Source organism: Methyloferula stellata AR4 (genome assembly GCF_000385335.1).
In the GTDB taxonomy this organism is placed as follows: Bacteria; Pseudomonadota; Alphaproteobacteria; order Rhizobiales; family Beijerinckiaceae; genus Methyloferula; species Methyloferula stellata.
Window position 1 is genome coordinate 961572 of sequence record NZ_ARWA01000001.1, and the last position, 19205, is coordinate 980776.

Genomic DNA, 19205 nt, shown 5'->3' on the forward strand with positions numbered 1-19205 from the left:
GTCTGGTTCGGCCAAACGAATAAAGATTTGAGGCTCGCGCCATGCGCGGGCCTTTGTTGTTGTCCACTCGTTGTCGTCTCGGGCCCGCGGCCTTAGGATGCAAAAAAGCGTGATGATGGATTTGGGAAAATGACCGGCGTCAGCGAGATCAGATCGACCTTTCTCGATTATTTCAAAAAGAACGGCCACGAGATCGTGCCCTCGTCGCCGCTCGTGCCGCGCAATGACCCGACCTTGATGTTCACTAACGCCGGCATGGTCCAATTCAAGAATGTCTTCACCGGCATCGAGAAGCGCCCTTATACCCGTGCTTCGACCGCGCAAAAATGCGTCCGCGCCGGCGGCAAGCACAATGATCTCGACAATGTCGGCTATACCGCGCGCCACCACACGTTTTTCGAAATGCTCGGCAATTTTTCCTTCGGTGATTATTTCAAGGAAGAAGCGATCACGCTCGCCTGGAATCTGATCACCAAGGAATTTTCGCTGCCCGTCGATAGGCTTCTCGTCACCGTCTATCACACCGACGATGAGGCCTTCGATCTGTGGAAGAAGATCGCGGGTTTTCCCGAATCGAAAATCATCCGCATCCCGACAAGCGACAATTTCTGGGCCATGGGTGACACCGGGCCTTGCGGTCCCTGTTCCGAAATTTTCTACGATCAGGGCGACAAACTGTTCGGCGGGCCGCCCGGCAGTGCGGACGAAGACGGCGACAGGTTCCTGGAATTCTGGAATCTCGTTTTCATGCAATTCGAGCAGGTCTCGCCGGGCGAACGGCTCGCTTTGCCGCGCCCGTCGATCGATACTGGCATGGGGCTCGAGCGCATCGCAGCACTTCTGCAAGGCAAGACGTCCAATTACGACATCGATCTGATGCGCGCTTTGATTCTCGCAGTCGCCTCTGCGACCGGCGTCGATCCCGACGGGCCGCAGAAGGCGAGCCATCGCGTCATCGCCGATCACCTGCGCGCTTGCGCTTTTCTTGTCGCCGACGGCGTTTTGCCCTCGAACGAGGGGCGCGGCTATGTGCTGCGCCGGATCATGCGCCGCGCCATGCGCCATGCGCAGCTTCTGGGCGCGGCCGAGCCTTTGATGTGGAAGCTCGTGCCGGTGCTGTCGCGCGAAATGGGTCAGGCCTATCCGGAACTGCTGCGCGCCGAAGCCTTGATCATCGAAACCTTCCGGCTCGAGGAGACGCGCTTCCGCACGACGCTCAAGAAGGGCCTCGAAATTCTGGACGAGGCGAAAGCGTCGTTGCAGCCCGGCGACCGGCTCGACGGCAATATCGCGTTCAAACTCTACGATACATACGGCTTCCCGCTCGACCTCACCGAGGACGCGCTGAAAGCCACGCAAAATAGCGTCGATCACGAGGTCTATAATCAGGCGATGGAGCGCCAGCGCGCCGAGGCCCGCAAGGCCTGGACAGGCTCCGGCGAAGCCGCGACAGATGCGATCTGGTTCGGACTCAAGGAGCGCATCGGCGCGACCGAGTTTTTGGGCTATGAGACCGAACAGGCGGTCGGCATTGTCGCTGCCATCGTGAAGGATGGCCAAGAGGTGCAAAGCCTCAAGGAAGACGAGTCCGGCCTCATCATTCTCAATCAGACGCCCTTTTACGGCGAATCGGGCGGTCAGGTCGGCGACCATGGATTCATGATCGCGGCCTCGGTCGCGGTGAAGATCGCCAATGTGCAAAAGAAGCTCGGCGATCTCTTCGTGCACGACGCCACCGTCGAGCGCGGCGAGCTCGTGGTCGGACAGGAGCTTGAACTCATCGTCGATCATTCGCGCCGTGCCGCCGTCCGCGCCAATCATTCGGCGACGCATCTTCTCCACGAGGCTTTGCGGCAAGTGCTCGGCGATCATGTCGCCCAGAAGGGTTCGCTCGTTGCGCCGGATCGTCTGCGCTTCGATTTCGCGCATCCGAAGCCGATCTCGCCGGAGGAACTGACGCGGGTCGAAGAGATCGCCAATGCGGCCGTGTTGCAGAACGCGCCGGTCTCGACGCGGCTGATGAGCCAGGAGGCGGCGATCGAATCCGGCGCACGCGCCTTGTTTGGTGAAAAATATGGCGACGAAGTCCGCGTCGTCTCGATGGGCCGCGCGTTCGAGCCGGAGGCCGCGGCCCAGGCTGCCTTCTCGACCGAGCTTTGCGGCGGCACGCATGTGTCTCGCACGGGCGATATCGGCCTGATCTCGATCGTCTCCGAAGGCGCTGTGGCCGCCGGCGTGCGCCGCATCGAGGCGAAAACGGCGAGCGAAGCGCGCCATCATCTGAACGAGCAGGCGCATCGCCTGCACGATCTTGCGTCTTTGCTGAAGGCGCCGGAAGACGAGCTTAGTCAGCGTCTCGCGAGTCTCATCGACGAGCGCCGCAAGCTCGAACGCGAATTGACCGAAGCGCGCCGCAAGCTTGCCATGGGCGGCGGCGAAGGCGGCGCGCCGTCGGCGCAGGACATCGACGGCGTCAAGTTTCTGGGGCGCAGCGTCTCAGGCGTAGACATGAAGGATCTGAAGCCGCTGGCCGATGAGGCCAAGCAAAGCATCGGCTCCGGCGTCGTCGCCATCGTCGGCGTTGCGCCGGACGGCAAGGCCGGTGTGGTCGTCGGCGTGACTCAGGATTTGACCGCGCGCTTCGATGCGGTCGCGCTTGTGCAAGCGGCCTCGGTTGCGCTCGGCGGCAAGGGCGGCGGCGGCCGCCGCGATCTCGCACAGGCGGGCGGCCCGAATGGCGCTGCAGCCGAAGCGGCACTCGAAGCTGTCAGCCAGGCTTTGCGCGAAAAGGCAGGCGTCGATTGAGGTCACGGCGATGCGCGAGATCACGCGCCGCACCGTGCTGGGCGCGCCACTTGTAGCCGCCATGGCGCAAACCGCTCCATCGGCCGCAGGCGCCGCGCATATGCAGATCATCGCCTTCGAGACGTCGCCTTTTCCTTATGCCGGCGACATTCCGGGTCAAAACAAGCCGTTTCTCGATGTCGCCTCCGGCGCGCGGCGCGGCCATACCTCGCCGCGCGGCGGCGTTTATTGGGAAGACGAGACCTATAGCGACCGGCGCGTTCTGCTTTATGTGCCGCCGGGCTTCGATCCGAAACGGCCGGCGGCGATCTTGATGTTCCTGCACGGCAATAAATCCTTGCTGATGCGCGATGTCGTCATGCGCCAGCAAATCCCGCAGCAAGTGGCCGCCTCCGGCCTCAACGCCGTTCTGGTCGCGCCGCAATTCGCAGCCGATGCCTTGGATTCAAGCGCCGGCCGGTTTTGGGACCCGGGTGTCTTTCCGCAATTTCTCGATGAGGCCGCCGAACGTCTGGCGGCGCTCGCAGGCGATCCCGGCACGCGGCATCTTTTTCATGCCTGCCCGGTGGTGCTTGCCGCCTATAGCGGCGGCTATATGCCGGCGTCCGCCATTCTTCAGGCGCGCGGCAATGACAGATTGAAAGGCGTGCTTCTCTTCGATGCGCTTTATGGCGAGATCGACACATTCGCCGATTGGATCGCCCGGCAAAGAGCGCAGACGTTTTTCTTCAGCGCCTATTCTGTTTCGACGAAGGCCCAAAATCTCGATCTCGAAAACCGTCTTGCCGAAAAGAGCATTGCCGTGCATCAACAATTGCCGCAGCATTTCGCGCCGGGCGAGATCGCGTTTTTGGCCGCAGGCGACTCTCTCGTGCATAATGATTTCATGTCGCAGGCTTGGACGCGCGATCCCTTGAGCGCGGTCGCCGCCCGGCTTCGAGGTGCCTTTTGAGCTGGCGCGAATTCTGGAACGAACCGCATTCGATCTATGTCAGCGCCCGCCATAGGCTCTTGCATTACGATCGCATCGCCAAGGATATAGCGGCGCTCGTTCCATCACCCGATGCGCTAGATCACGTTCATGATTTTGGATCGAATCGATCCAAAATCATGAACGTGATCGATTCTACTAATTTAGAGCGGGATGCGGGCGGAAAACCGCTGCACACTTTTCCTCATCCCGCTCTGGTGCTCGATTATGGATGCGGCGAGGCCTGGTCCGCCGATCTCGTCGCGCAAAAATGTGCGAAGCTCTATCTTCTCGACGCCGCGCCGAATGTGCGGGATAAATTGCGCCGGCGGTTCGAAGAAGAGCCCAGGATCTCGGTCTTGGACGAGGACGGCTTTCTCGGTTTGCCCGATGGCAGTCTCGACATGGTGGTCTGCAATTCGGTTTTGCAATATTTGCGTGCGGACGAAGCCGCGCGCCTCATTGAAATCTGGCATGACAAGATAAAGCAGGGCGGAAGGCTCGTTCTGGGCGATGTGATTCCGCCCGATCTTGGAACAGTGGATGACGTGAAAGCGTTGCTGACCTTCGCTTTCGAGGGCGGCTTTCTATTCGCGGCCTTGCGCGGGCTCGTCGCGACATTCTTTTCGAACTATCGCGCGCTACGCGAGGCGATCGGGCTCACGACCTATACGCAAGAAGATATGCTCGCCTTGCTGTCATCGCATGGCTTCGCCGCCAAACGTGCCGACCGTAATATCGGCCATCATCAGGCGCGCATGACATTCGTCGCGACAAAAATTTAACGACTCTGGTCATTCAACACCTCCGTCATTGCGAGGAGCGGAGCGACGAAGCAATCCAGAATAAGGCCGGAGCGCGGCTCTGGATTGCTTCGCTGCGCTCGCAATGACGCGGGGCCTAACTCCAATTAGATCGGCTCACACCAAAGCGATCGCGGCGATCTGACGGCCGTAATCGGCATCTTGCCGATGCGTGCAACGGCGATAGCTGAAGAAGCGCGTCTCGTCGGCATAGGTGTCGAGCGCCAGATTGGTGAAGCTCCCGACGCCGGCTTTTGTCAGACGCAGGCCGATGAAGCCAGGCAGATCGAAATAGGCATGGCCCTCGCGCGGTGACGGCTTGAAGAAGGCGCTGTAGGATTCAGCCATCCCGGCGAAGCGCGCGACAAATTCCGGCCCGACCTCATATGAATTTGGGCCGATCGTCGGACCGAGTACGGCTTTGATCTTCTCCCGCTTTGCGCCGAGCTTTTCCATCTGCGCCAGGGTTGCTTCCAAAATGCCGTCGAGCGCACCCTTCCAGCCGGCATGCGCGGCGCCGATCACGTGGGCTTCGGGTTCGACGAAAAGCGTGATCCCGCAATCGGCGCCGGTGACGCCAAGCGCGAGGCCGCGCGTCGCGGTCACGAGCCCGTCGCAACGGGGCCGCTCATCGCCGAAGGGCGCCTCGACAATCAGGGCATCCGGCGAATGGATCTGATAGGGCACTAGAAGATGGGCCGGTTCGACGCCGAGATGCAGCGCCATGCGGCGGCGATTCTCGGCGACGGCTTCGGGATCGTCCTTCGATCCGACGCCGCCATTCAGCGAGGCATAGACGCCGGTCGAGACGCCGCCTTGGCGCGTGAAGAAACCGTGCCGGACGCCTTGCGTTTCAAGCTCGGTCGCGTGAAGGGCCAAAACATCGCTCATGCGGCATCTGCCTCGAAGCCTGGAGGAATGGCAAGGCCGGGGCTCGTCACCACCAGCACTTTGAAAAGCTCTGCCATGCTCGCGCGCGGACCCGCTTGCGGACCAGGACGCGCCAGCCGGTCGAGCGCCGCATCGATCTCTGTCTTTTGCCGCGCATCGGCTCTCTGAACGAGCTGCGCAGCGCGCGTAAAAATGCCGAGCCGCGTCAAAAACAGGCCCTGCGATATCGGACCATGCACCGCCGCGCCCGCTTTATACGCCGCTCGCGCGAGCCCGGCGAAATCGACATGCGCCGTGAGATCGGCTTGTCCCGGATCTTCGAGCACATTCGCAAAGCGATGATCGCGGACCGCCTGCAAGGTTTCGCCGAAGTGAAACGCATCCGAGCCATAATCGAGCGCAAGGAGCACAGAGGCCTCAGCGGTGAAGCGCGCAGCGATCTCGCTCATCATCTCCTGCGCCGCGAGGCCAAGTTCGAGAATTGTGCCGGGCGCAGCTTTCACGCCGATCTCCGGACTGGGCTCGGGCGCGAGACCGAAAGCGAGTCCACCATCGGGCGCCAGACCGACGAGCCGCTCGCGCCAGCCGCCATCGAAAACATAGTGGCGCACCGGCAAGGCGTCGAAGAACTCGTTTGCAATGACAATCATCGGTCCTTTCGGGACATCGTCCCATGCCAAGTGCCATGCCGGGGCTACGCCGCATGTGGAAAGCGTTTCGCGCTGCACAGCCGTAAATGTCTCGCTCGTCTCGACGAGATGAACGTCGAGCGCGTCGAAGAACGTGGGCACGACGCGCGCGGCGCGCAAGGCATCCGCCATCAAGGTGCCGCGTCCGGGTCCAAGCTCGACCAGATGAAGATGCGGCGGTTCGCCCATCAGGCGCCAGACCTCGGCGGCCCAGAGCCCTATCAATTCGCCGAACATTTGATGCACTTCCGGCGCGGTGATGAAGTCGCCCTCCGCGCCGATCGGGAGCCTGCTGCGGTAATAGCCGTGGATCGGATGGGCGAGCGCGAGCTTCATATAGAGTTCAAGGCTGATCGGGCCAGCCTCGGCGATCATCGCTGCGATTTCTTGGTGGAGTGCGTTCACGTCGCGGCTTTCACGCGGTTCTTCTGCCAAGCATAGAGAAGACAGAGAAGGCCTGCGACGATCAAAGGCAAGGACAAGAACATGCCCATGGTCGCGCCGCCGAAAAGAAAGCCCAATTGCGGATCCGGTTCGCGAAAAAACTCGCAGAAGATTCGCGCCGTCCCATAGCCTATGGCAAAAAGACCCGCCACGAGGCCCGGATGGCGCAAGGCGCCGAGACGGATCGCGATATAAAGCAGAATGAAGAGCGCAAGGCCTTCGAGGCCCGCCTCATAAAGCTGGCTTGGATGGCGCGGCAGCGGACCTGCGCCTGGAAAGATCATCGCCCATGGCACGTCGGTCGGGCGGCCCCAAAGCTCCGGCTTGATGAAATTCGCGATACGGCCGAGACAAAGGCCGATCGGCGTCGCGGCGGACGCGATATCGGCGACGCTCATGATGGCGACCTTGTGCCGCCGTGCGAACATAATCACCCCGAGCGCGGCGCCGACGAGGCCGCCATGAAACGACATGCCGCCTTTCCAGACCGCCGGGATCTCGGCAAGATTTTCAGCGTAGAAGCCGGGATTGTAGAAGATCACATAGCCAAGCCTGCCGCCCAGGATAATGCCGACGGCTATATAGACGATGAGGTCGTCGATGCTGGTGACCGACGGGCGTGGCACTTTGGCCCAGAACGCGTCATGTCCGACAAGGTAGCGCGCATAGGCCCAGCCCAGGATGAGGCCCGCGATATAGGCGAGCGCATACCATCTGATCGGAAGCGGCCCGATATTGACGAGCACGGGGTCGATCGTCGGATAGGCGATCAAGAGCGGCCAAAGCAATGCGGAGAAACCCATCAAGACCAGCCTTTTCGAATTTTGTCGCGTCCTCGCGCCGCTCTAGATCGGGATGAGGAAAAGTGTGAGCGGTTTTCCGCCCGCATCCTGCTCTAAAACTATTAGAGTCGATCACGTTCATGATTTTGGATAACCCAATTCTGGTATGCCCGAGTTGGGTTATCCAAAATCATCGTGATCTAATGCCCCGACGAATCCAACGCTGTCAAAGCCGGGGCGATATGATAAATGATCCTGAAGCACCAGTCTAAACAGCGGCTGGAACCTTAATATCAGGAGTGCGTCATGCGTGAGACTCGCGGCCGTGTCTTTGACGACTTCACCCGCCTGATGGGCGATGCGGCGGGTATGGCCCAAGGGGTTCGCCGCGAATTCGAACAGGTGGTCAAGGGCCAGTTCGAGCGCTGGCTTTCGACGCTCGACGTGGTGAGCCGCGAAGAATTCGAGGCGGTCAAAGAGATGGCCGCGCGCGCCCGCGATGAGAACGACAAGCTTGAGGCAAGGTTGGCGGCGCTCGAAGCCAAGCTCGGCGGCGCTCAAAATACCCCATCCGGCTCGGGCGATTCCACCGATTGAGACGGCGCCCGCAGGCCGCATTTTTCTGAGCGCATTGAATCAAAGAGCATTGCCAAACCGGAACGCCGAAAGGCGCGAGTGATTCGCGTAGCGCGCGAATCAGATGTTACGATTCAATGAACTGTGAGCGGTTTTTTCCTCCACCGATAAAGTACGGCGGGCCTGTTGCATTGGAGGGCTTCGTTGTGATTCCGTGCAGTCAGACGAAGCGAGTTTGAGTCGCATGACTCAGGGGCTGCCGCTTCGCCTTAAGTCTTGGTCGGACAGCATGGCCATATAGCTGTGCAGGGTTTCGCCGCGTTCTGCTTTTCGCATCCTCTTGGCAAAGCCGGGGGCTGCATGTCTCGGGGCACATGGTAATGTCGCTTTCTCAAATCGAGCTCGAGCGCAACGAACATCCCGTGGATATTATCGAAAGATTTGCCGCCCATAACGAATGGTCCTTCGATCGCGACGAAGAGGATGAAATCTCGATTTCCGTTTCGGGCGGATGGACGGATTATAATCTCGCCTTCACCTGGCTCGCTGAACTCGAAGCGTTGCATCTGGCCTGTTCCTTCGATCTCAAAGTGCCTCAGGTGCGCCGCAACGAAGTTTTGTCGCTCGTCTCGCTCGTCAACGAACAGCTTTGGATCGGCCATTTCGACATCTGGCCGAAAGAGGGCGTCGTGATGTTCCGGCATTCGTTTCTGCTGACCGGCGGCGCCGAACTCAACAGCAGCCAGTGCGAGGCGGCTTTGAGCCAGGCGGTCATGGCCTGCGAGCGCTATTATCAAGCCTTCCAATTCGTCGTCTGGGCCGGTAAATCGGGACGCGAGGCATTGGATACGGCGATGATCGAAACACAAGGCGAAGCCTGATATGGCGGAGCAAGGCGCGGATCAGTTTCCCGCCTCTCTGCTTCTCATCGGCGCCGGGAAGATGGGCGGCGCTCTGCTCGATGGCTGGCTCCGGCTCGGTTTCGATCCGCGGCATATCAGCATCATTGATCCGGAGCCCGATCCGCGGATCGTCGCTCTCGCGCGAGAAAAAGGCCTCGGCCTCGGCGCGCCCGCATCGCCTCCCGAGGCGCTCGTTCTGGCCGTAAAGCCGCAAATGCTCGAGACGGCAATGCCGAGCATGTTGCGCGTCATGACGCAGGGCACGCTCATTCTATCCATTCTCGCCGGGAAGACGCTCGCCAATCTGGAAGCGCGTTTGGGAGACGGGAGGCCCATCGTGCGGGCCATGCCCAATCTGCCGGCCTCTGTCGGACACGGCATCACCGGCGCCGTCGCAAACGCGGCCGTCACGCCGGCGCAACGGAAAAAGGCCGATGCGCTGCTCGCAGCGGTCGGCCGCGTCGAATGGCTCGAGGACGAAAGCCTAATCGATGCGCTAACCGCTATTTCCGGGTCCGGCCCCGCTTATGTTTTCTACCTTGTGGAATGCCTTGCGGAGGCGGGTGTCGAAGCGGGTCTGCCGCCAGATCTCGCAGCGCGTCTCGCGCGGGCGACGCTCGAAGGTGCGGGCGAATTGCTGGCCGCCAGCGAGCTCGATCCGGGCACCTTGCGCCGCAATGTGACCTCGCCTGGCGGGACGACGGCCGCCGCGCTGGAGGTTTTGATGGCGGAGGACGGGCTTTTACCCCTGCTAAAAAAAGCCGTTCTCGCCGCCAAGCGCCGCGCCGGGGAACTGGCGGGCTAAACTCTCTTTTTCATGCAGGCCTTGGAAGTGCCGCCTTGGCGGCCTAAACTGCTTCATCCGGCCAAATCTTCGTCCGGAGCGTGTGAGGAGAGCGTGATGGCGCAGAGCCACGAGAATGGGGCACAGGGCACGGCCATGCCGCCGGCGGATGCGAAATCGGCGATCATCGACGCGCTTTTGGAATTGGCCGGCGAACGGAGCTGGGAAGACATCACCATTACCGATGTCGCCACGCGGGCCAATGTCTCGCTGTCGGCCTTCCGCGATCTTTTCCCCTCGAAAGGCGCGGTGCTTTCCGCCTTTCTGCGCAAGATCGACAAGGTCGTGCTTGATGGCACGACCGGCGATCTTGCCGACGAGCCGGCCAAGGAACGCTTGTTCGATGTCTTGATGCGGCGCCTCGACGCGCTGGCGCCTTATAAGCTCGGCCTCGAAGGCATCGCCGAATGGCTGCGCCGCGATCCGATCGCCGCGACCGCGATCAATGGGCTCGAACTCAACTCCATGCGCTTCATGCTGGAGGCGGCCGGTATCGACTCCGAAGGGACCGTCGGCGCCTTGAAGCTGCAAGGCCTGGTGCTCGCCTGGGCGCGGGTGCTGCGCACTTGGTTCACGGATGACGATCCGGGCTTCGCGCCGACCATGGCGGCGCTCGATCGCGAATTGACGAATGGCGGCAAATTCGTCGCGCGCGCCGAAGATCTGAACCGTCTCGCTTCGCCGCTCTTTTCGCTCGCCCGCGCGCTTTGGGAGCGGCGGCGCACGACCCGCGGCTCGCGCGACACGAAGTGGGACGATGAAAAGCCGGAGCGGGTCGTATTGTAAAGCATGATCCCGAAAGTTGCAGAGTTTTCGGATAAGATCATGCGTTAAAGCCAAGCGCAGGCCGCGATTCAATCTGAAGCGATGGCCCCGTTTGTGCGCAAAGACCCTAATAGTTTATTAACGACGTATGCATAAACCTGGATGCTGTTACCACGCATGCGGGTTGCGATGACCGAAGCCTCCGCCCTCAATCGCGACGATTTTGGATCGCGCCCGCCCAAGATCGGTGCGGTCGATTCTCAGCTTGTTCCGGAGCCGAGAGCTGCCTGGACGCTGAATTACAAGCGGCTCCTGAACGCTGTCTTTTTGGTTTGCTCGATCAGCGGCTCGATCGTTTTCATCGAGCCTTCGCCTTATGACTTTTTGATCCTTCTCACGCTCCTTTTATGGATCATCGGCGGATTTTCGATTCATCGCGCCGTATTGCCCTTCATTATCCTGCTCGAAATGTGGGTGCTTGGCGGCTTCATTGGGCTTATCCCCTATTGGAACGAGCCCGACCCGCAGAGCTTCATGTGGCATACGCTGTTCATCTCGACGACCGGCGTCTTCTATGCGCTGTTCTTTTCGGAGAATTCGAAGCAGCGCATCGATATCTGCCTCAAGGGATATACGATCAGTTGCGTTCTGGCCGCGGTGATCGCCATCGTGACATGGATGGGCACTTTCGGTTCGGGCGAGGAGCTCATCAAGGACGGTCGCGCGATGATCCCGTTCAAGGATCCGAACGTGCTCGGGTCCTATATGGTGCCGGGCATTCTCTACCTGGTGCAAAAGCTTCTCTTAGGCCGCACGCGATTTCTGCTGCTGACCTTGGTTTCCCTGGCGCTCTCGGTCACGGCGCTTTTCCTATCCTTCTCGCGCGGCTCCTGGGGCGCCGCCATCGTCTCGATTTTCCTGCTGACCGCCATGTCGCTCTATACGGCGGATTCGCGGCGTATGCGGCGGCGCATCATCTTCGCCGCCTTCTTTGTCGCGGCGGCCGCCGTCATCGCGCTGCTCATTGCGCTCAGCAACGCCCAGATCCGCGAATTCTTTTTTATGCGCGCGACGGTGACCCAGGAATATGACGAAGGACCGACCGGCCGCTTCGGCAATCAATTGCGTTCGATCCCCATGCTGCTCGAACTGCCGAACGGCTTTGGTCCGCTGCGCTTCCGGCTGGTCTTCGGGATCGAGCCGCATAATGCCTTTATCAATGCCTTCGCATCGAACGGCTGGCTCGGCGGCTTCGTCTTCATCGGCATGGTCCTGACGACGGCCTATGTCGGGTTCAGAGGTTCGTTTTTGCGCTCGCCCTATCTGCGCGAAATGCAGATCATCTGGTGCGCGACCTTCGTGTTCTTCCTGCAAGCGCTGCAAATCGACATCGATCACTGGCGCATGTTCTACATTACCTTGGGCGCGGTCTGGGGGATCGAGGCCGCGCGCATCAGATGGCTCCAATCAGGCTCGCCGCAGCCACGTCAGGCGCTAGCCTCCGCGAGACCGCCATAACCTCCTCCGCGGTATATATTTTAAATATTTTCATCGAAGCTGCGCTACGCGGAGAGCCCCTATCCGAATTGACACATGACGCTTGTCTTAACCTTCTTCCTGAACGCGGCCCTGAATTTCGCGACGGGCCTCGCCGTCGCGGCCGTGCTCGGTCCGCAGGAATTCGGGCAATTCGCCGTGGCCTCGATGATTGCTATCGTGCTCAGCACCAGCCTGTTCGACTGGCTGCGCCTGTCGGCGACGCGCCACTATAGCGAACACGCGCGGATAACCCACCCCGACCTCCGCTCCAGCCTTGATTCCGTCTATCTCGTCGGCGGACTGCTTCTCGCGGCCTGCGTTTTGATCGTCACGACCTTCGGGTTGACGCCATGGTTGTCGGCGATGCTTGTCGTCGCCGTCGCCGCGACGAGTTTTGCGACCGGCCAATTCGAATATTGGTCGGCGCTGGCGCGGGCCCGTTTTCTTGACAAGACCTATATTCAACTGGTCGTCTGCAAAAACGTCCTGGCACTCGCCTTGATGGTGATCGCCGGCCGCGTCTTTCACAGCACGATCTCGGTCCTCGCAGCGCTGACCTTGAGCATCGTCATCGCAATTGCATCCGTCTGGCCGCGGCTGCGCGACTCGAACGCGAGGCTCGCACTCGCCAAAAGCGACAGGATCTTCGGCTTCGCCAAATATGGCGTCCCGATCGTCGTCGCGAATGTGTTTTACCAGATCATCATCCTCGCAAATCGATGGGCGCTGGCGGCGCAATTGGGCTATGGCGATGCCGGTCAGCTCTCTCTGCCGACCGATGTCACCATCCGGATTTTTCTGTCCTTGGGCGCCGGCTTCGACGTGTTCCTCTTTCAGAATGCGATGCGGCTTGAAGCCACGCAGGGCGTTCCGGCGGCCAAGCGGCAGATCGCAAAAAACATGGTGTTCGTTGTGGCGGCTCTGCTTCCCGCCGCCGCTGGTTACGCCGTGGTGCTGCCATTCTTCGAGGCGCTTTTCGTACCTTCGGCCTATCGCGGTCTGTTCTCTCAGGTCAGCTTGGTGCTGATACCGGGCGTGCTTTCCTTCTGCCTCGCGCAATTTGCCTTCGGCCCGGTGCTTCAATTGGCGCATCGGACGGGTCCGCTCGTCTTCGCAGCCGTTGCCGGTGCCGCCTGCGACGTCGTGCTCTTGGTATCCTTGCCGCCCGGGTCCGGCCCGGTCGCTTTCGCTATCGTGCATTCCGTGAGCCTGTTGGTCTCCAGCGTCGCTGTCGGATTCTATGCGTTTAGACTGCGCGACTGCATTCCGTCCCTTCGCGATCTCGCGGCGATCGTGATCGCAACGGGCTTGATGGTGGCCTCGATATGGCCGTTGCGGACGATCGGCCTGCCATGGCTTGCCTTATCGAGCTCCATCGTCATCGGCGGCATCGTTTACGCTGCTTCGGTCCTGGTCTTCAACGTCGCGGACCTTCGAAATAGTCTGACCCTTCAGCTCAGAGCTCTGGGGATGTTCGCGAAATGAACGATCTCGAAACCGGGATCGGGCAAGACAGCGTCGCGGTCGTGATCGCGACATGCGGACGCCCCGAACTCGCAAAGAGCCTCGTGCGCGCCCTTCGCGATCAGACGCGTCCGCCGGACGCGATCTTCGTGGTTGCGTGCCGCGACGAAGACGTCGCCGGATTCGACAAAGACCAGCCGGGTCTCACCGTCAGCCTTGGACGGCGCGGCCTACCCAAACAGCGCAACGATGGCCTGGCATTGGCTGCGGGACGCTTCTCCTACGTGGTCTTTTTCGACGACGACTTCGTCCCGTCTCGCTATTGGATCGAGACGATGGTGGAGCTTTTCAAGGCAAATCCGGATCTCGTCAGCCTCACGGGCACCGTCCTCGCAGATGGCATCAAGACCGCGGGAATCCCGCAAGAAGAGGCTGAAAGGCTCGTCCAGGCGCGTGACGCGAGCCCGCCGGGCGACAATGGCCTGCACGATGGATTTGGTCCCTATGGATGCAATATGGCCTTCCGATATGCTGCGATCGGCGATGTCGCCTTCGACGAACGTCTCCCGCTCTATGGCTGGCTGGAGGATTGCGACTTCGGCGGCCAGATCAAGCATCGCGGACGACAGGCCCGCGCCGATGCGCTCTGGGGCGTTCATCTCGGGCATAAGGTGGCGCGGACGCGGGGGGTCACTTTGGGCTATTCGCAAATGACCAACGCGGTTTATTTGGCCCGCAAGGGCACGCTCTCAAAGAGGTTCCTCGCGAATATCGCCCTCCGCAATCTTCTGAGCAACCTGCTGGGGACCGTGCGTCCGGAGCCGTTCGTAGACCGCCGCGGGCGGCTCTACGGCAATTTCATCGCGCTCGCCGATATCATGCGCGGCCGCATCACGCCGGAACGCGCCGCGGACTTGTGAGGTCGGTTAGACTGGGACCCGCACCGTCGCGCGCAGCCCTCCGAAGCGGCTGTCGGAAAGCGTAATGTCGCCGCCGTGTGAGCTTGCGATATCGCGTGCTATCGCAAGGCCAAGGCCGGTGCCATCATTGATGCCTTCATCCTGATTGCGGGCTTCGTCGAGGCGGAAGAAGGGCCGGAAAACGTCTTCGCGCCGATCGGCCGGAATGCCCGGCCCGTCGTCGTCGATATGGATCGTCAGGAAGCGCGCGTCGCGGGTGGCTTCGATCCAGGTCGTCTTCGCGTGACGGCAGGCATTGCCGACGAGATTCGTCAGGCAGCGTTTGAACGCATCGGCGCGGACGGCGACGTCGGGGTCGCCCGTGAAGGACATTTTGACGTCATGGCCGTGGCGTTGCGCGTCGGCGCAGATATCCTCCAGGAAATGCCGCATGTCGACTTTGACCGACGATTCGCCGGCATCGCCGCGCGCAAAGGCCAGATAGGCCTCGAGCATGCGCTGCATTTCGTCGACGTCTTTTTGCATCTCGTCGGAGTCTTCGCCGCCCATCAGGGCGAGCGAAAGCTTGAACCTCGTGAGAATCGTGCGCAGGTCGTGGCTGACGCCATTCAACATCGTTGTACGCTGCTCGATGGCGCGCTCGATGCGGCGCTTCATCTCGATGAAGGCATAGCCGGCTTGGCGGACTTCTCTAGCGCCGCGCGGCCGGAAATCGACCTCGCGCCCCTTGCCGAATGCTTCGGCCGCGCCGACAAGCCGCAGGATTGGCCGGATCTGATTGCGCAGGAAGGCGATGGCGACGATGAGCAGCACGGCCGAGGTGCCGGTCATCCAGAGGATGAAAATATAGGAATTCGAGGCATAGGCCGCGCTGCGCAAGGCGACGACGCGCAAAATCGCATCGTCGAGCAGAATCCTGACTTCGATGAAGTTCGAGCGCCCGACCGTATCGAGCCAGAAGGGCCTCCCGATTTGCTTGCGGATCTCATTCGAGAGCGCAATGTCGATGATCGAAAAAAACGGTTTCGGCAAAGTCGGCGGCAGGGGACCTTTCGGCAGAAACTCCACATCCATCTTCAGACGGTCCTGCGCGATGCGCGTGAGCGTTTCGCGGTCGCTGTCCGTCGGATAGCTTTTCGACAGATCGATGAGAGCCGCGATGTCCTGCGTCAGATCCATCGAAAGGCGCGTCGTCACGAGCTGCCAATGCCGCTCCATGAACACATAGGTGACCACGCATTGCAAAATCACCATCGGCAGGATGACGATGAGGAGCGAGCGGGCATAAAGCCCCTTCGGCCAGATGCCTGCGAGCCTGCGGGCGAAGGTACGCCAAACCGCGCGGGGCTTTTGGATATAGGCGGGCAGGGACAGATAGGCCATGTCCTCGCCTCGTTAAACCATCACGAATAAATATGGGCCGACGATCATGTTCTATCTTTCTTTAACGCATAATCTCATCCGAAAAGCCCGCAACTTTTCGGGATCATGCTTTAACGATCAATCAGCAGGCGATAGCCGGCGCCGCGCACCGTTTGCAGATGCTGCGGGTTGGCCGGATCGCGCTCGATCTTATGGCGCAGCCGGTTGACCTGCACATCGATCGTCCGTTCATTACCGGCCGCCGTCGGGCCGGCCAAAGTATCGCGCGATACGGTTTCGCCGGCGTTTTCGGCGAGCAGCCTGAGCATCTCACGTTCGCGATCGGTCAGCCTTATCATCTCCGTGCCGGTCCGCAATTCGCTGCGGCCGAGATCGAAGGTGAAATCGCCGAAGCGCACCTGCGTCACGGTCTCGGAGGCGATGAACTGTTTGGTCCGCTTCAAAATCGAGGCGATCCGCAGCGAGAGCTCGCGCGGTTCGAAAGGCTTGGCCAGAAAGTCGTCGACGCCGGTCTCGAAGCCGCGCACGCGGTCCTCCGTCTCGGAGCGGGCGGTGAGCATCAAGATCGGCACCTGGCCGCGATCGGACGCATCGGCCCGCAGTTTCGCGGCAAAATCAAATCCGTTTTCGCCGGGCATCATCACATCGAGCACGATGAGATCGAAGGAGATGCTTTTCAGGCAGGCCGCGGCATCGGCGGCGGTACCGGCCGTCGTGACGCGATAACCCTGCTCGGACAGATAGCGCGAGAGAAGCTGGCGGATGCGCCGGTCGTCATCGACGACGAGAAGATGCGCGGCATCGTCGGCCGGTGCATCGGTGCCGGAGACGGCGGCCTCGGTCTGGCTCACGTCTTGGTCCTTGTCCGTGGCGCGGCGCCTGGCGCCCCCGTGGCAATGAAGGCCGCGACCTTGTCGCGTTCGCCGGCATCGACCATGGCGAGAAGGAAATCGATGGCGCCCGCCCGCGCGCCCGGCGGCAATTGGCCGAGAACGCGGCTGAACCGGCGCGATTGAAGGCGTGCGATCTCAAGCGCGAGGTCATTGCCTTTCGCGGTCGGGTAGAGAAGACGCTGGCGGCGATCGTTCACGCCCATGCTGACTTCGACATAGCCTTGGCCTAGCAATTCCTTGAGCACGCGGTTGAGGCTCTGCTTGGTGATCTTCAATATGTCGAGCAATTCGGCAATCGTGAGGCCGGGACGGCGGCTGACGAAATGCAGAACCCGGTGATGGGCGCGGCCAAATCCGTAATTTTCAAGCAGCCGGTCGGCGTCCCGGACGAAATCGCGATAGGCGAAAAACAGAAGTTCGATGAGATCGAACATCGGCGCGGGTTCGGCCTCGCCCGCCTGCGGCTTGGCGCGCGCGGCCTCTTGCGAACCAGTCTTCTTCGATACAAATACATCCACGAACGTCACCTGCCGGCGGATGATGGACCGGCGGCAGTCTAACCGGTCGGTCGCCGAAATGGGTTAAATGAAAACGTTTTTTCCTTATCCAATTATTTTCTTTGGGCCCATTTATTAAGTCAGCATTGTTGACATATTTCAGGAAGCTTGTTACGCGTCAAGACCAAGATGGGGCGCCGCGCCCGACGTCAAACGTCGATCCCGCCAGGACCGCCCCGCTACAGCCATGATCTCGTAAAACATGGCCTTGCAAAGCGATCGTCTCGCGAGGCCCTGGTTCTATCGATATCGATTAGCGGAGGGAAGCCAACATGTCCGTCTTGCCTTTCGACCAGCGCGACGGCTTCATTTGGATGAATGGTGAGCTCGTCCCCTGGAAGGACGCAAAGCTGCATGTGCTCTCGCATGGCTTGCACTATGCCTCCTGCGTGTTCGAAGGCGAGCGCGCCTACGGCGGCCGCATCTTCAAGTCGAGCGAACATTCGGAACGGTTCCGCACTTCGGCGGCCTTGCTCGATTTTGAAATTCCCTATTCCGTGGCCGATCTCGATGCCTTCAAGCAGCTCGTCGTCGACAAGAACAATTTCACCAGTTGCTACGTGCGGCCTGTGGCCTGGCGCGGCAGCGAGATGATGGCGGTCGCAGCGCAGAATTCGACCATCAATGTCGCCATCGCGGCTTGGAATTGGCCGAGCATGTTCGACGTCAACGAGAAGATGAAAGGCATCCGCCTCGACATCGCCGACTACCGCCGGCCCGACCCGATGACGGCGCCGAGCGGGGCCAAAGCCGCCGGACTCTATATGATCTGCACCATCTCGAAGCATCGCGCCGAGCGGCGCGGTTATGCCGATGCGATGATGCTCGATTGGCTCGGCCGTGTCGCGGAATGCACGGGCGCCAATATATTCTTCACGGCCAAGGGCGTCGTGCATACACCGATCGCCGATTGTTTTCTCGACGGCATCACGCGGAAAACCGTGATCGACCTCGCCAGACGCCGCGGCCTCGAAGTGATCGAGCGCCGCATCATGCCGGAGGAGCTTGCGGGCTTCGATGAAGCTTTCATCTGCGGCACTGGCGCCGAAGTCACGCCCGTCTCGGAGATCGGCCCCTATAAGTTTACGCCGGGCGCCATCTCCCGCGCGCTGATCGACGATTATTCCGCCGAAGTGCAGCCGAAACAAAAGGCGGCGTAATCCCGCGAGCCTGTCTCATCTTTCGTCTTCGTAGTCGGGATTGTCGACAGGGACGAAGCGGCCTTTGCCCGGATCGAAACGCCGGGCGAATCGGGTGAAAAGGTTACGGGAAACCTCGTCTTCATATTGGATGAAGCCGAGAAAATAGAAATCCATGTCGGGCGTATAATCGTCTGGAACCGTCGTCGAGAAATCCACGCGGATTTCATTCGACTTGGTTCGCCCGTTCTCGTCCTTGGCCCAGTTCCAATCGCATTTGAAGGTCGGATCGAGATGCGGCCGGTTCATCGGCAGATTGCCGATATGCCAATAGGGCAGGCATCTCGTCTCCTTGACGATCGGTTCTTCCCGCCCGAGGTTTGTGAAAAAGGCCCGGCCATGGACCGTCGTCCCGGCTTTGAACGAGGTAACTTCGTCGCGAGGATCGGAGCCCTCGAAAATCTGGATATTGGTCAATCTGAGTTTGGCCGGATAGGCCAAGCGCAATTGCGTCTCGGCGACCGCCGTCTGGCGCTGGACTTCGCGGGTGGTTTGTCTCGCCTCGATCACGGCCCTATGGCTGTCTTGCCATGCACTCCGCGCGAAATAAGCGCTCATTCCGGCCGCCACGACGACGCCGATCGACAAGATAACCGAGGAGATCCAGTAGAACTTTTCGAGATGGCGGTGGCGTAATTCCCTTTGGTGCCAATCTTGATTGATGAGCTCCACATTGAATTTCTTGGCGGCATCGTCGGGGCCTCTTTCGGTGCCCCCTCCGCGATTCTTTCCGATCTCGAAAATATTGGTTTTCATGGATGCCCCAGCCAGCCGAAACC

General features: G+C 60.6%; 18 protein-coding genes. 11 read left to right on the plus strand and 7 right to left on the minus strand.

The window, feature by feature from the left end; translation table 11 throughout:
• The first annotated feature begins 129 nt into the window (after positions 1 to 129).
• The 3 genes from alaS to A3OQ_RS0104795 are packed head-to-tail and all read left to right on the plus strand — an operon-like array spanning position 130 to position 4560.
• Positions 130 to 2805, plus strand: coding sequence for an alanine--tRNA ligase (alaS, locus tag A3OQ_RS0104785; protein WP_020174225.1), 2676 nt, complete (start codon positions 130 to 132; stop codon positions 2803 to 2805).
• A gap of 10 nt (positions 2806 to 2815) precedes the next feature.
• Positions 2816 to 3757 (plus strand): alpha/beta hydrolase family protein, encoded by a 942-nt coding sequence (locus A3OQ_RS0104790; RefSeq protein WP_020174226.1) that lies wholly within the window; start codon positions 2816 to 2818, stop codon positions 3755 to 3757.
• Positions 3754 to 4560: a class I SAM-dependent methyltransferase gene (locus A3OQ_RS0104795; protein ID WP_020174227.1), complete on the plus strand. Its 807-nt coding sequence runs from the start codon at positions 3754 to 3756 to the stop codon at positions 4558 to 4560. The genes A3OQ_RS0104790 and A3OQ_RS0104795 overlap by 4 nt, the downstream gene beginning before the upstream one ends.
• A 135-nt stretch (positions 4561 to 4695) precedes the next feature.
• Here A3OQ_RS0104795 and pgeF read toward each other — a convergent pair whose 3' ends face one another.
• From pgeF to lgt, 3 genes are read right to left on the minus strand one after another with little or no spacing between them, the layout of a single operon-like run.
• Complete coding sequence (gene pgeF, locus A3OQ_RS0104800) at positions 4696 to 5469, minus strand: peptidoglycan editing factor PgeF (protein WP_020174228.1); 774 nt, start codon at positions 5467 to 5469, stop codon at positions 4696 to 4698.
• Positions 5466 to 6563 (minus strand): class I SAM-dependent methyltransferase, encoded by a 1098-nt coding sequence (locus A3OQ_RS0104805; protein ID WP_020174229.1) that lies wholly within the window; start codon positions 6561 to 6563, stop codon positions 5466 to 5468. The genes pgeF and A3OQ_RS0104805 overlap by 4 nt, the downstream gene beginning before the upstream one ends.
• Positions 6560 to 7405, minus strand: coding sequence for a prolipoprotein diacylglyceryl transferase (gene lgt / locus A3OQ_RS0104810; protein WP_020174230.1), 846 nt, complete (start codon positions 7403 to 7405; stop codon positions 6560 to 6562). The genes A3OQ_RS0104805 and lgt overlap by 4 nt, the downstream gene beginning before the upstream one ends.
• Positions 7406 to 7690: 285 nt before the next feature.
• Here lgt and A3OQ_RS0104815 point away from each other — a divergent pair, with 285 nt between their 5' ends.
• The 7 genes from A3OQ_RS0104815 (at position 7691) to A3OQ_RS0104845 (ending at position 14394) form a co-directional block, all read left to right on the plus strand.
• Positions 7691 to 7981, plus strand: coding sequence for an accessory factor UbiK family protein (locus A3OQ_RS0104815; protein WP_026595504.1), 291 nt, complete (start codon positions 7691 to 7693; stop codon positions 7979 to 7981).
• A gap of 359 nt (positions 7982 to 8340) precedes the next feature.
• On the plus strand, positions 8341 to 8841 hold the full coding sequence (locus A3OQ_RS0104820) for a type III secretion system chaperone family protein (RefSeq protein WP_020174232.1): 501 nt from the start codon (positions 8341 to 8343) through the stop codon (positions 8839 to 8841).
• 1 nt (position 8842) lies between these two features.
• Entirely contained in the window at positions 8843 to 9667 is an 825-nt protein-coding gene (proC, locus tag A3OQ_RS0104825) for a pyrroline-5-carboxylate reductase (RefSeq protein ID WP_020174233.1), read from the plus strand.
• A 96-nt stretch (positions 9668 to 9763) separates the two neighbouring features.
• Complete coding sequence (locus A3OQ_RS0104830) at positions 9764 to 10492, plus strand: TetR/AcrR family transcriptional regulator (protein ID WP_020174234.1); 729 nt, start codon at positions 9764 to 9766, stop codon at positions 10490 to 10492.
• A 168-nt stretch (positions 10493 to 10660) separates the two neighbouring features.
• Positions 10661 to 11989: an O-antigen ligase family protein gene (locus A3OQ_RS0104835; protein ID WP_152428319.1), complete on the plus strand. Its 1329-nt coding sequence runs from the start codon at positions 10661 to 10663 to the stop codon at positions 11987 to 11989.
• 75 nt (positions 11990 to 12064) lie between these two features.
• Positions 12065 to 13495 carry a lipopolysaccharide biosynthesis protein gene (locus A3OQ_RS0104840; protein ID WP_020174236.1) on the plus strand — a complete coding sequence of 477 codons (1431 nt, stop codon included), beginning with the start codon at positions 12065 to 12067 and terminating at the stop codon, positions 13493 to 13495.
• Positions 13492 to 14394 (plus strand): glycosyltransferase family 2 protein, encoded by a 903-nt coding sequence (locus A3OQ_RS0104845; protein ID WP_020174237.1) that lies wholly within the window; start codon positions 13492 to 13494, stop codon positions 14392 to 14394. Before A3OQ_RS0104840 ends, A3OQ_RS0104845 begins: the two co-directional genes overlap by 4 nt.
• 6 nt (positions 14395 to 14400) lie before the next feature.
• Here the strand turns inward: A3OQ_RS0104845 and A3OQ_RS0104850 are convergent, their stop codons facing one another.
• The 3 genes from A3OQ_RS0104850 to A3OQ_RS0104860 form a co-directional block, all read right to left on the minus strand.
• On the minus strand, positions 14401 to 15777 hold the full coding sequence (locus tag A3OQ_RS0104850) for an ATP-binding protein (protein ID WP_020174238.1): 1377 nt from the start codon (positions 15775 to 15777) through the stop codon (positions 14401 to 14403).
• 110 nt (positions 15778 to 15887) lie between these two features.
• Positions 15888 to 16628: a response regulator gene (locus tag A3OQ_RS0104855; protein WP_020174239.1), complete on the minus strand. Its 741-nt coding sequence runs from the start codon at positions 16626 to 16628 to the stop codon at positions 15888 to 15890.
• A complete protein-coding gene (locus A3OQ_RS0104860) occupies positions 16625 to 17104 on the minus strand; it encodes a MarR family winged helix-turn-helix transcriptional regulator (protein WP_152428584.1) in 480 nt (159 codons plus the stop codon). The genes A3OQ_RS0104855 and A3OQ_RS0104860 overlap by 4 nt, the downstream gene beginning before the upstream one ends.
• Before the next feature lie 395 nt (positions 17105 to 17499).
• Between A3OQ_RS0104860 and A3OQ_RS0104865 the strand changes: the two genes are divergently transcribed.
• Positions 17500 to 18387 carry a branched-chain amino acid aminotransferase gene (locus tag A3OQ_RS0104865; RefSeq protein ID WP_020174241.1) on the plus strand — a complete coding sequence of 296 codons (888 nt, stop codon included), beginning with the start codon at positions 17500 to 17502 and terminating at the stop codon, positions 18385 to 18387.
• Positions 18388 to 18402: 15 nt separating this feature from the next.
• Here A3OQ_RS0104865 and A3OQ_RS0104870 read toward each other — a convergent pair whose 3' ends face one another.
• Positions 18403 to 19182 carry a hypothetical protein gene (locus A3OQ_RS0104870; protein ID WP_020174242.1) on the minus strand — a complete coding sequence of 260 codons (780 nt, stop codon included), beginning with the start codon at positions 19180 to 19182 and terminating at the stop codon, positions 18403 to 18405.
• Positions 19183 to 19205: the final 23 nt, after the last annotated feature.